Origin of the sequence: Campylobacter concisus (genome assembly GCF_003048775.2) — a bacterium.
GTDB classification, from domain to species: Bacteria; Campylobacterota; Campylobacteria; order Campylobacterales; family Campylobacteraceae; genus Campylobacter_A; species Campylobacter_A concisus_I.
In genome coordinates, this window is record NZ_CP049272.1 from 856,291 (window position 1) to 868,534 (window position 12,244).

The window sequence follows — 12,244 nt, forward strand, 5'->3', positions numbered from 1 at the left end:
AATGAAATATGATATTGTAATTATTGGTTTTGGAAAAGCTGGCAAAACGCTAGCGGTTAAAGCTGCCGCACTTGGCAAAAAAGTAGCTCTTGTAGAGAGATCACCAAAGATGTATGGAGGTACTTGCATAAATGTTGGCTGCATACCAACCAAGCGTCTAATAACAGCCGCTAAAGAGGCAAAATTTGTAAATAATAGTGTTGAAAGCGAATATTACACGCTTAGTGTGGAAAATAAAAATAAACTAATCTCAGCTTTGAATGCTAAAAACTACGCAATGCTAAATGATAAAGAAAATATAGATGTGATCGATGGTATTGGCTCATTTGCTAGTGAAAATAGCGTACTTGTAACAACGCCAAGTGGTGAGAAAAAGATAATAGAGGGCGATTTTATTATCATAAATAGTGGCTCAAAAGAGGCAGATACTCCTTTTGAGGTTGTAAGCTCAAATGTATTTTCAAGCCAAACTTTGCTTGATCTAAAAAATTTACCAAAGCATTTTGTCATTATCGGTAGTGGTTTTATCGGTATAGAGTTTGCATCAATGTTTGCAAATTTTGGCTCAAAAGTGACTATCGTAGGGCGTTCAAAACTACTTAAAAACGAAGATGATGATATAGCTAATAGCGTAAAAGAAGCTCTTAGAGTCCAAGGCGTTGAAATTTTAGAGGGTTGCGAGATAGGGTGCATTAAAGAAAATGTATTAAATTTCAAGCAAAATGGCGAGCAAAGATGTCTTAGAGCTGATGCATTTTTGATCGCACTTGGCAGAGTAGCAAATGTAGATGATTTAAATTTAAAAGCTGCTGGAGTTGAGCTAAATGAAAAAGGTTTTATAAAGACAAATGAAAACCTTCAAACAAATGTACCAAACATCTATGCGGTAGGCGACGTGCGCGGCGGAGAGCTTTTTACTTATACGAGCTTGGATGATTTTAGGATAGTTTATTCACAAATTTTTGGTGATAAAAAGAGAAATACTAAAAATAGAAGTATTCACGCAAATGTGCTATTTACCGACACTCCGCTAGCAAGAGTTGGAGTAAATGCAAAAGAGGCTAGTAAATTTGGGCTAAATTTTAAAGAGCTAAAGCTTAGCATGGCAACAGTACCAGGCGCAAAAGTACTAAATCACGATGTAGGCATGCTAAAAGCTATCGTTGATGCACAAAGTGGAGAAATTTTGGGTGCTAGCTTTCACTGCATCTATGCAAATGAGCTGATAAATGAAATTGCAATTGCTATGAATTTAAAAGCAAATGCAAATTTCTTTAAAAATCAAATTTTCACTCATCCAAGTATCAGTGAAGCACTAAATGACTTATTTGGACAATTTTAAAAGGAAAAGAATGAAAAAATATTTATTGCTTTTATCGGCTTTATTTTTCACTGGCTGCTTAAACGTGATTGGTGTAGGACAAAAACAAGATGATTCGTGGCAGCAACCAAAGGATGAAAAAATAGTGCAAAATAAAGAGCAAATTTCAAGAAATGCGATCGAAATTTTAATACCAAAATGCGAAGAAGGCGATACGGAAGCTTGCAACGATTTGGGTGTAAATTACGAGCTTTTAAAAGAATATGAAAATGCTTTAACAAATTATAAAAAGGCTTGCGATGCTAAGGTGCAAGTCGGTTGTGCAAATTTGGGCACTCTTTATGAGCTTGGACTCGGAGTCAAAAAAAATCCAAAAAAGGCAATTTCGATTTATAAAGAAAGTTGCAATGGCGGAGGCATGCAAGCTTGCTATCATTTAGGCAATGCTTATAGAAAAGGTGAGATCGTTAAGCAAGATTATTACTTAGCAATGCAAGCTTATACAAATGCATGCAATGCTGGCGATTTGCCAAGTTGTGCTAATATCGGAGCGATGTATGAGCTTGGTCTTGGTGTCAATAAAGACGAAAAAAGGGCTTATGGAATTTATAAAGTCGCTTGCTTTCGTGGGCTAAGCAAGGCATGCCCGCAGATGAAAAGACTAGGCACAAAGCTAGGAATGTAAGTGAAAAAGGTCTTAAAATTTGGTCTTATTTTGGCTATGGGCTTTATGCTTAGTGGTTGCTGGTCGTGGCAAAAGATGGTAAGCTTTGGCTTTTGGCAAAGTGATGAAGAGGCTAGGACGGAGCGTATTGAGCTTGAAAAAGAGAAGATGATGCAAAACTGCGAGAGTGGAAATAATATCGACTGCAACAACCTAGCTGTAAATTTTAGCAACGAAAAAGACTTTGTAAAAGCAAAAGACTACTACGAAAAAGCTTGCAATGCTGGGCTTGCTACGGCTTGCTCAAATTTAGGTCAAATCTATGAGCAAGGGCTTGTTAATGAGCAAAAAGATATGGAAAAAGCTCTAAAGCTTTATAAACTAGCTTGTGATAGTGGCGATGGCGTTGGCTGTTATAATGAGGCTATGGGGCTAAAATCCTACATCGAAAGCGAAAATTTAAAGACTCATAAGATAGATAGAAACAAGGCTGAGGCTAGAGTGCTAAGGCTTTTGGCTAAGAGTTGCGAACTTGAGTATGCTCAGTCGTGCTTTTTGCTTGCAAAGCTAAGCGGGGACGAAACAAAGGCGGACGCACTTTACAAAAGAGCCTGCCAGCTTGGCAAATGTGTGGATAGAAAATAAGGGATAAAATTGCTTTTTAACTCATATGCCTTTATATTTGTATTTTTACCACTTGTATTTTTTGTATATTTTTTTCTAAATAAAAAGAGACTAAGCACTCTTGCAAAAGCTTTTTTAGTGAGTGCTAGTTTATTTTTTTATGCTTATTGGAGTGTTTATTATCTGCCGATTTTACTAGGAAGCATTATCTTTAACTTTTTTATTTCAAAATTTCTTGCAAAACATCATAGTAAAGCTATTTTAGTTTTTGGTATAGTTTGCAATCTCGCTTTACTTGGATATTTTAAATATGCTGATTTTTTAATTTCAAATTTAAACGCTATAGCAAATACAAATTTAAGTCTACTTCATATCGCTTTGCCGCTAGCACTTAGTTTTGTCACATTTCAGCAAATAGCATATCTAGTGGATAGTTATAACAAGCAGACAAAAGAGAATAGTTTTTTAAACTACTGCCTTTTTATAACATTTTTTCCACAGCTTATTGCTGGTCCGATAGTGCATCACAAAGAAATGATGCCTCAGTTTACAAATAAATTTAATCTTATAAAAAACTATAAATTTATAGCTCTTGGGCTTTTTGTTTTTAGCATGGGGCTATTTAAGAAGAGTGTGGTTGCTGATATTTTTTCGATTTTTACAAATACTGGATTTGATGTGGAAGGAAATTTGACTTTTCTGCAAGCATGGGCGACGTCACTTTCATATACCTTTCAACTTTATTTTGATTTTAGTGGTTATTGTGATATGGCGATAGGTCTTGCGCTACTTTTTAACATAAGGCTTCCCATAAATTTTAACTCCCCGTATAAGGCTTTAAATATTCAGGATTTTTGGCATAGGTGGCACATTACACTATCATGTTTTTTAAGAGACTACATATATATCCCACTTGGGGGAAATAGGGGGGGGGCAGAGCCGTACCTATCTAAATTTGTTTTTGGTATTTTTGATAGGCGGTCTTTGGCATGGGGCTGCTTGGACATTTGTTGTTTGGGGTGCTTTACATGGTGTTGCTATTGTTATTCACAGATGTTGGCAAAAGTTAAATTTTAAATTAAATAAAATCATTGCTTGGATCATCACCTTTAACTTTGTAAATTTTACATGGATATTTTTTAGGGCAAAAAGCTTTGAAGATGCCATGAAAGTGATCCGAGGGATGTTTTTTGGTGAGTTTAAAATAGACGTTAACTATCTTGAGATATTTTTTGTCGTTTTAGCTTTTTTGGTTGTTTTGCTTTTTAAAAACTCTATGCAAATGGCATTTGATAAGAAATTTAAATTTACTATCTGGCAAATTTTTGCAACATCTTTCTTTTTATTTATATCAATCTTGGTAATTAGGCTTAATAATGCGAGTGAATTTTTATACTTTAGATTTTAAGAAAAAAATATTTCTATGCCTGTCTTTGGTAGTATTTGCTATGGTTGGGCTTGATGTTGTACTTTATGTTTTTGCAGAAAGTAGAACAAGTAAGACAAATTTCGTTGATAATAAAATTTCAAAAGCGGAGCACTTTAAGATAAATAGCGAAAAACAAAAGGATATCGTTTTTGTTGGAAGCAGTAGGACGTTTAATCATATTTCAACAAACATTTTTAAAGAAAATAATATTGGTATTTATAATTTTGGCGTTTCTGGAAATTTTATAGGTGACTATCCTTTTATTGTAAATGCTATTAAAAAAGTTGGTGCAAAAGAGGTTGTTGTTAGTATAAGAGTTAGCGATCTTTTTAAAGATTATATTGAGAGAGATGTCAAAATTTATACCACTGATGAACTAATGGCAAATTTTGGCACAAATAAGATAACGTTTTTAAAAACACTGCCAGATTATTTAGCAAGCTTGCATTTATTTTTAAGATACTCTGAAGCTATCTATAATAGAGTAATTATGACTTATGGTAAATTTACACCAAAGACTGCAACCAATGTAAATAATTTTAGTGTAGAAAATTTCTTTAATATTGAAGCAAATAGTGATTGCGAGCTAATTAACACAAGTGAAGTAAATTCAAATTTTACAAAAGACAAAAAGATTATTGTTGCAAAATGTAGCAATGGTGATAATATACTTTTTGCAAATACAATACCGAGAGAGAATTATGGCAAGGTTATTGAATTAAAAGAGCTGAATTTAAACACATTAAAATACATGCAAAATTATATAATAGATCCACTGGTTAAAAACGGCATGAAAGTAATTATTTTACTTGAACCAATGTTTGATGGAATGAGACTTCAATATAGTATAAATGAAATAATATCAGCCATCAAAAATGCCAAAATTGTTGATCTTACAAATTTAAAATTTGGCGATGAAGAATTATCTGATTGGGAACATTTAAACTATCTTGGTAGAAAAAGATATAGTGAGTTTTTGGTTAAACTTTATCTTAACGGTGGACTTTAGTTTCTTACTTCAACCCAAAAACTTTTATATTAAAAGTAGTATGGATTTTATCCTTTTCGCCTTTCATGACGATAGGAAATTCGGTCTTTACGATACTGTCATAGCTGCTAAGCGCATCTAAAAAGTCATAAAATTTTTGTGGCGTCCTTAGAGAGCTAGTTACATTTAGACGAAATCTAAAAAATTTCTCACTAGCATTATTATCACTTTCTTCTATTTTACTAAGGCTTACTTCACTGAAAAATTTAGAGGCAAATTCTATAAATTTATCTTTATCAAATTTATTCTCAAAAGCTGAAATGATAGCTCCATCTTTTTGTTTGGTTGCTTCAAGAGCTTTAAATTTGGCTTCAAATTCATTTTTTACTTTTGTGTAAGATGAGGTTTGTGAATAATTTTGTCTAGTTAGGCTTTTAAATTCTTTTATATTTGGGACGATAAAACCAAATATCATAATGAAGCAAACTACAATAAAAGCAAATATAAAAAGTAAAAGCTTGACGGGATCTATTTTTTCTAAGCTCGTATCTTTTTTACTCATTATATCCCTCAGAATTATCAATTTTATTTGTGCTTATAAAGCCGTACCAGCCGTTTTTACTTTGATAAAAGCTAGTATTTGAAGTCGTAAAAATAGATCTTAAAGGTGAAGCTAGAAGCTGATTAAATACATCTTTTGTCGGCGTTATACCACGAATGATGAGTGAGTTTTTATCCATAAAAACCTCTTCAAGCGTTATGCTGTCAGGCACTAGGTCAAAAAGATTGTGCAAGCTTTGCTTGAGAATAGAATTTGACGTGAAGATATCATTTGCAGATTCTATTTGTACGGTGAGCTTAGCTGAAATTTCATCTGTTGTGACTATTTTTTGACTAAGTTCTTTTTGCTCATTTGATAAAAAATTTATATTTTTTTCAATTGAATAATTTTTATAGAGTATAAAGAAATTTGTTGCCAAAAGAGCTACAAACACAAAGCTTATAAGGCTTAGCCAAATTTTGCTAAAGATAGATATAAGTGGTCTTGGTTCCAGAGTAATAAAGCTAAATCTCATAATATTATCTCTTCTTGCATGATTTCATTCATAATATGATTTGTATTCACTGGATACACCGAAGTCTCCACTAAAAGCTCAGATTGCAGATATTGTAAAAAGGTTGCACTTGTTTTTGTATTTTCAAAAACAATTATTTGTTCAATAAAATCACCGCCGTAGAGAGGATTTTCGTAAAATTCTTTTACAGCCTTTACGATGTAATCAAACATCTTCATGTCATACCCAAAAATAGCAACCGATCTTTCTACATTTGTAGAAGCTGGCATGTTTAGTTCATAGTTTAGATCTTCAAATTCTTTTGGCTTATCATCACTTAAAAAATCATCTAAACTTTTAAAATCATCAAGCGACGTTGCGTCATTTTCTTCTTTAATGATTAAGTTATCAATATCTGTTATATCTTCTTCTTTTAGGCTTTCAGCTTCCTGATTAGTTTCCTCAATACCAGCCATATTTAAAAAAGTGGATAACTTCATTTGTTTATCTTTAAATATCGCAAGCGTAAACGAATGTGCATGGATATAAAGATAAAGTGTAGTTTTTGGAGAAATTCCGCGTTTTAAAAGCTCGTAAAAGAGTAGGGCAATAGGTGAGTAGATGAGATCCACGCTATCTTGTCCAAATAAATTTTTATATTTTTTTATAGCATTTAAATTTGCATAAATACTCCAGCTATCCTGCATGATAAGGCTTGTAAGATTTTTAGTATTTATATTAAATTTTTTGTATTCATCAAAGCTAACACTAGGAAGTGCGCCTTGCGAGTCGTCGTTAAAAAAAACTGAGACATATACGCCAAAATATGCTTTTTCTTGCTCTTCTATGTATTTTATGATTTTCTCATCGATATTATCGATATTTATATCTGTAAATTTAGCGTTTATGGTTTTTAAAAGTTTGCCATTTCTAAAGACCTGACCGAAGAATATGCACTCATTGCCCTCCAACACGACGCTTAAAAAAAGGTTAGAAAAAAGCTTTTTGACGCTAAAAGACATAAATCTCCTAAATTTAGTGCATAATTTTCGTTATGGTAGCTAAAAAGGGATTAAATAAGTTTAAAACAGCTCGTTTTTAAGCTTAACGAAAATCTCTTTTGTATTTAAAGCTTCATTTTTTAGCTCACTATCAAGTAAGGCCGAGTTTTTAAGGTCGTCAAAATCCTCTATCATCACATCACACATCATCTTAATGCGTTCACTATCAGCCTTGCTGATGCTACTTTGGCTCATTTTTTTGATACGCTCAAGATACTCTTTGCCATTTTTTATGTATGAGCTAAATTTGATAGCAGCCTTGCTTTGATTTAGCACAGTATTTGCCATTTTGTTATAAATATCTATATCAAGTGCTTTTTGGCTTAAATTTAAAGCCTTTTCATATTCTTTGTTTTCGTATAAAAATTTTGCTTCAAGGGCGAGTTTGTAGGAGTTGTCGCTATAAAAAAATAGTCCGAATAAAACAATTAGAAAGATGGCTATAAAAATAGATAGTTTATTTTTCATAAATTTCATCCAAAATTTCTTTTATCTCGTCTCTTATTTGCGGATTTTTATGCGCATACTTTTTCCACCAAATTTTTAAATTTGCTCTAAAGTCCTCTTGGTTTTGCTCCACGCTCTTACCACCGTCGTTTTGCGAGGCCTGCCAAAGCTCGTTTTGTATCTTCTCTTTTGCCTCTTTTTGATCTAAATTTGCCACGCTAAAAGGGGCTGAGAGGCTAAAATTTATAGTTGAAAATGGCTTTGGAAGTATCATCTTATCCCAGCTTTTAAACTCCCAAAACGAGCTTGTTTCAAAATTTAGAGCATAAATTTCACAAGATGACTTTTGTGCGATCACAGCAGCTCCGTCTGCCACGCTGTGCCTTGGTCCTCTTGGACCATCTGGCGTGATGATGACGTCGTGGCCTTGCTTTATCTCTCTTAGAGCTTCTATCAGTGCTCTTGCGCCACCTTTTGAGCTGCTGCCTCTAATGGTGCCGATGCCAAAAAATTTGATTATTCTAGTGATTAGCTCGCCATCCTTGTGGTCGCTGATTATCACCTTACCTTGTTTTCTATTTTGTCTGCTCCACCAGCGTCTATAGGCAAAGCTCATAAAGCTAAGTCTGCCATGCCAAAAGACTACGACGCAGCCATTTTGTGGTAAGAAATTTGGAGTGTAGCTCTTTTTGCAGGTTAGAAAAATGAGCCACATCAAAATGTAGATGAAAAAGACGCCAATGCTTAGGGCGACCTTTTCAAAGACGTTTTTAAATTTGCAGCTCGCCATACAAAACCATTCGTTTTGGGTTTGTGATCTTGATTTTTTGTGTAGTGCCAAGAAGCTCTTCGCTTCCATCAACTTGAATTAAAAAGTTATTAAAGCTTCGCCCAGCAACGCCGCCGTTTGCTCTTAGCTCTTCAAAATATACATCAAAAATTTTATCTTTTTGTGCCGCCACGATCTCGTCTAAAATTTTATTGTGGCGATTTTGTAGGCGAGTAAGCCTTTCTGAAGCGGTTTTATCATCTATTTGATTTGTGAAAGTAGCTGCCTTTGTGAGCGGACGTGGCGAATACTTAAAACTAAAAATTTGCTCAAATCTAACTTGCTCAAGCACGTCCATCGTATCTTCAAACTCGCTATCACTCTCGCCTGGAAATGCAACAATGATATCAGTTGAGATGCTTACATCTGGGCACATCTTTCTAAGTCTTAATGCGCGGTCTAAAAACCACTCTTTTGTATATCCGCGCTTCATTTCGCGTAAGACTTTGGTGTTTCCGCTTTGAAGTGGCATGTGCATTGACTTGCAAATTTTTGGGTTATTAGTGAAAATTTCAAGAAATTTATCATCCATATGAAGTGGGTGTGGGCTTGTAAATCTTATCCTTTCAACGCCCTCTATCTCGCTTATCTTTACTAGCAGGTCGCTAAAATCAATATTTTCTTGCATGCCAGAAAATCTTTTGCCGTAGTTATTGACATTTTGCCCTAGTAAAAATATCTCTTTTGCACCGCTTTTTGCGGCCTTTTCTACCTCTTTTAAGATAAGGCTTGAAGGAATAGAAATTTCATCTCCTCTGGTGTGCGGGACGATGCAGTAGGTGCACTTTTTATCACAGCCGATCGAGATGTTTATGTGGCTTTTGTATGGCGAGCCTCTAAATTCGCCAAATGCGTATTCACTCTCGTCGTGGTTGATATCGGTTGAGATAAATTTAGGTGTATTTACAGCTTTTGTGATCTTGCTAACATTTCTTGCGCCAAGGACAAAGTCAACGTAAGGTGCGCGCTTAAAAATTTCGCTACCCAAATGGCTTGCAGTGCAACCGCAAACGCCTATTTTAGCTCCTCTTTTTTTGGCTTTTTCAAATGCGCCGACTTCACTAAAGAGCTTATGAACCGGTTTTTCACGAACCGAGCAAGTATTTATAAGGATTAAATCAGCTTCTTCGATATTTTGTGTTAAGGAGTAGTCTTCTTTTTGTGATAGCTCGGCTATGATATGCTCGCTGTCACGAACATTCATAGCACAGCCTAAAGTTTGGATAAAGAGTTTTTTACTCATTAAAGTATATGCACTTCATACATGTAGTCGCTATCATCAAGTCCGTATTTTACGGTTCTGTGATAGACGCTTAGCCCTTTTTCTTCAAAATGCTCTACTAGGGCGATTAGTTGTTTGTGTGTGTTTTCTTTATCAAAATAGAAAATTTTCTGACCCTCTTTTTCGACAGCTGCCTCTATTTTTTCTAGTGAAATCGTTTTTGGCTTTGCGTCTAATTCGGCTCTTGCAAGTTTTAGCTCCATTTTTAATCCTTTCAAAATCTTAAATTTTAATCGGTCAATATATCCAAAACATCATAAAAAAAGGATTAAATAAAAGTTGATAATAAGCTTAAAGTTATTAAAAGTATGGCTTATGTATAATTTCAAAACCTCACGAAAAATCCCCGAAATTTATCGTTACAATGGAGAAAAAATGGAAAGAATTTCAGATATCATCGAGTCAATTGCAAATGAGAAAAATTTAGAGATAGAAGATGTAAAAGAGCGTGTCATAAGAGCTTTGATAAACACTGCAAAAAGAGTTTATGGCGAAAATTATGAGTATGACGTGAGTATCGATGCAAATAAAAATTTAAAGCTTTATCAAAAAATTTCAATCGTAGCAAACGACGATGAGAGACTTGCTGAAGACAATGAACACTTTTTAAGCTTAAAAGAGGCTAAAAAGATAGATAGCGGCGTAGAGATCGGCGATGAGCTCACTTACGAACTAAGCCTTGATAACCTTGGCAGAACCGCCGCCCAAACGCTTCACAAGGAGCTTGAGTATCACATCCAGCGTCTAGTCGAAGAGAAAATTTTACAAAAATATAATGAGATGAGTGGTCACATGGTCTTTGGTCCGGTTGTTAGAGTCGATAACGATGAAAACACTTTTATCGAGATAGATGAGCTTCGTGCCATCTTACCACGCAAAAACCGCATAAAAGGCGAGAAATTTAAAGTGGGCGACGTGGTAAAAGCAGTCATTAGAAAAGTTTTTACAGATAAAAATTTAGGTATAAAGGTCGAGCTTTCAAGGACTTCACCTAAATTTCTTGAAGCGCTGCTAAATTCAGAAGTGCCAGAGATAAAAGACGGTGGTATCATCATACAAGGAAGCGCTAGGATCCCTGGTGAAAGGGCTAAAGTAGCGCTCATCTCAACTACTCCAAACATCGATCCAGTTGGCGCAACGGTCGGTACAAAGGGTGTTAGGATAAATGCCGTAAGCAAAGAGCTTCATGGTGAGAGTATCGACGCAATCGAATACACCACAGAGCCAGCGATCTTGGTGGCTCGCGCTATGGCGCCTGCGATCATCACATCTGTAAAGATCGAAGAAAATAAGGCAATCGTAACGCTTGCAAGCGAGCAAAAGAGCAAAGCTATCGGCAAAAACGGCATAAATATCCGCCTGGCAAGCATGCTAACTGGCTATGAGATCGAGCTAAATGAACTTGGCTCAAAAACTAGTAGCAATGCAGAAAATAATGAGCCAATCAAAGACTTAAAAGCACTTTTTGGCGATAACTAATGAAATTTCAAATAAGAAAAGCGACTAGAGCCGATATAGATGTAATTTGCGAGCTTGTAAGAGAGCTTGCTAGTTATGAGAATTTGAGCGATCAAGTCACTTTTACAAATGAAATTTTTGCAGACTCCATCTTTAATAAAAAACACGCAAAAGCCCTTATCTGCGAGAGTGAGGGCAGGGTGATAGGATATGCTATCTATTTTTATACATTTTCTACATTTTTGGGGCTTGGTGGGATCTATCTTGAGGACATTTATGTCAAAAAAGAGTTTAGAAATCAAGGTATCGGCAAGGCATTTTTTAAATTTTTAGCTCAAATTTGCAAGGATGAAAATTTAAAAAGGCTTGAGTGGTGCTGCCTAAACTGGAATGAGCCAAGTATTAAATTTTATGAAAGCTTGGGTGCTAAAAATCAATCTCTTGAGTGGAGAAACTACCGCTTGGACGGTGAAAATTTAGAAAAACTTTTAAATTTATAGTTTTTAATAAAAGCTCAAATTTGCTTTGAAATTTGAGCTTGTGGGTGATTAAAATTTATATGTATATCCCATGTAAATACCAACGTTTGTCTCTTTTATTTTTGCATTATCATATTTTGCTATAGAGCAACATTTTGTTCTATCGGCTTTTAAACCAAATTCAACTGCATTGTTTTCGTTGATAGAGTATTCAGCACCAATTCTTGCACCTAGCATCCAGCCATTTGTATTAGCTTTTTCCGAGCCATCATGAGTGTCAAATACATCCATTTTAAGCTTTGAGTAGCCAGTGTAGCCACCAAGAATTAATTTAAGATCTTTTGCTACGCTTGGAGTGTAGTCTGCTCCAACTATAAATTTGTGTGTTTTCCATTTTACTACTGTGCCGCCTTCATCGCCAAGTGACTTTTTGGCTTGAAAGTCGTAAATGTAAGCTCCATAAACTCTAAAACTATCAAAATCATAGCCAGCTTTTAGTCCAAAATTTGATGAGCTTATCAAACAGAGCGAGATGCTTGTAGGCGGGATATGTTATATAAAATTTAAAGCGAGATGATATAAGTTTTTAAAAGGTGGTTAACCACCT

At 34.9% G+C, this 12,244-nt stretch carries 15 protein-coding genes and 1 pseudogene; 8 read left to right on the forward strand and 8 right to left on the reverse strand.

Going from position 1 to position 12,244, the window contains the following annotated elements:
• Position 1: 1 nt before the first annotated feature.
• The 6 genes and pseudogenes from CVT17_RS04300 to CVT17_RS04320 all read left to right on the forward strand — a co-directional run bounded on the left by CVT17_RS04300 (position 2) and on the right by CVT17_RS04320 (position 5,047).
• Entirely contained in the window at positions 2 to 1,342 is a 1,341-nt protein-coding gene (locus CVT17_RS04300; RefSeq protein WP_107770421.1) for a dihydrolipoyl dehydrogenase family protein, read from the forward strand.
• Positions 1,343 to 1,352: 10 nt separating this feature from the next.
• A complete protein-coding gene (locus CVT17_RS04305) occupies positions 1,353 to 2,006 on the forward strand; it encodes a tetratricopeptide repeat protein (protein ID WP_103577262.1) in 654 nt (217 codons plus the stop codon).
• Entirely contained in the window at positions 2,007 to 2,630 is a 624-nt protein-coding gene (locus CVT17_RS04310; RefSeq protein WP_107770420.1) for a tetratricopeptide repeat protein, read from the forward strand.
• 405 nt (positions 2,631 to 3,035) lie between these two features.
• Positions 3,036 to 3,696: pseudogene (locus CVT17_RS09560) on the forward strand (MBOAT family O-acyltransferase); the annotation flags it as partial.
• A 78-nt stretch (positions 3,697 to 3,774) separates the two neighbouring features.
• The gene (locus tag CVT17_RS09565) at positions 3,775 to 4,017 is read left to right on the forward strand and encodes a hypothetical protein (protein WP_410470392.1); all 243 of its coding nucleotides are present in this window, start codon (positions 3,775 to 3,777) and stop codon (positions 4,015 to 4,017) included.
• A 25-nt stretch (positions 4,018 to 4,042) separates the two neighbouring features.
• Entirely contained in the window at positions 4,043 to 5,047 is a 1,005-nt protein-coding gene (locus tag CVT17_RS04320; RefSeq protein ID WP_159070451.1) for a hypothetical protein, read from the forward strand.
• A gap of 4 nt (positions 5,048 to 5,051) precedes the next feature.
• Here the strand turns inward: CVT17_RS04320 and CVT17_RS04325 are convergent, their stop codons facing one another.
• From CVT17_RS04325 to CVT17_RS04355, 7 genes are read right to left on the reverse strand one after another with little or no spacing between them, the layout of a single operon-like run.
• On the reverse strand, positions 5,052 to 5,588 hold the full coding sequence (locus tag CVT17_RS04325; protein ID WP_107770418.1) for a hypothetical protein: 537 nt from the start codon (positions 5,586 to 5,588) through the stop codon (positions 5,052 to 5,054).
• Entirely contained in the window at positions 5,581 to 6,102 is a 522-nt protein-coding gene (locus CVT17_RS04330; protein WP_107770417.1) for a hypothetical protein, read from the reverse strand. Before CVT17_RS04330 ends, CVT17_RS04325 begins: the two co-directional genes overlap by 8 nt.
• Positions 6,099 to 7,103 (reverse strand): hypothetical protein, encoded by a 1,005-nt coding sequence (locus CVT17_RS04335; protein WP_107770416.1) that lies wholly within the window; start codon positions 7,101 to 7,103, stop codon positions 6,099 to 6,101. Before CVT17_RS04335 ends, CVT17_RS04330 begins: the two co-directional genes overlap by 4 nt.
• Before the next feature lie 60 nt (positions 7,104 to 7,163).
• The gene (locus CVT17_RS04340) at positions 7,164 to 7,610 is read right to left on the reverse strand and encodes a hypothetical protein (protein WP_084041518.1); all 447 of its coding nucleotides are present in this window, start codon (positions 7,608 to 7,610) and stop codon (positions 7,164 to 7,166) included.
• Positions 7,600 to 8,379, reverse strand: coding sequence for a lysophospholipid acyltransferase family protein (locus CVT17_RS04345; protein ID WP_107770415.1), 780 nt, complete (start codon positions 8,377 to 8,379; stop codon positions 7,600 to 7,602). Before CVT17_RS04345 ends, CVT17_RS04340 begins: the two co-directional genes overlap by 11 nt.
• A complete protein-coding gene (gene miaB, locus CVT17_RS04350) occupies positions 8,360 to 9,661 on the reverse strand; it encodes a tRNA (N6-isopentenyl adenosine(37)-C2)-methylthiotransferase MiaB (RefSeq protein WP_107770414.1) in 1,302 nt (433 codons plus the stop codon). Before miaB ends, CVT17_RS04345 begins: the two co-directional genes overlap by 20 nt.
• The gene (locus tag CVT17_RS04355) at positions 9,661 to 9,903 is read right to left on the reverse strand and encodes an HP0268 family nuclease (RefSeq protein ID WP_002941786.1); all 243 of its coding nucleotides are present in this window, start codon (positions 9,901 to 9,903) and stop codon (positions 9,661 to 9,663) included. Before CVT17_RS04355 ends, miaB begins: the two co-directional genes overlap by 1 nt.
• 172 nt (positions 9,904 to 10,075) lie before the next feature.
• Between CVT17_RS04355 and nusA the strand changes: the two genes are divergently transcribed.
• Both nusA and CVT17_RS04365 read left to right on the forward strand, forming a co-directional pair.
• Positions 10,076 to 11,179: a transcription termination factor NusA gene (gene nusA, locus CVT17_RS04360; protein ID WP_084041401.1), complete on the forward strand. Its 1,104-nt coding sequence runs from the start codon at positions 10,076 to 10,078 to the stop codon at positions 11,177 to 11,179.
• Positions 11,179 to 11,658, forward strand: coding sequence for a GNAT family N-acetyltransferase (locus CVT17_RS04365; RefSeq protein ID WP_107776206.1), 480 nt, complete (start codon positions 11,179 to 11,181; stop codon positions 11,656 to 11,658). Before nusA ends, CVT17_RS04365 begins: the two co-directional genes overlap by 1 nt.
• 48 nt (positions 11,659 to 11,706) lie before the next feature.
• Here CVT17_RS04365 and CVT17_RS04370 read toward each other — a convergent pair whose 3' ends face one another.
• On the reverse strand, positions 11,707 to 12,159 hold the full coding sequence (locus CVT17_RS04370) for an outer membrane beta-barrel protein (protein ID WP_223154473.1): 453 nt from the start codon (positions 12,157 to 12,159) through the stop codon (positions 11,707 to 11,709).
• Positions 12,160 to 12,244 lie beyond the last annotated feature (85 nt).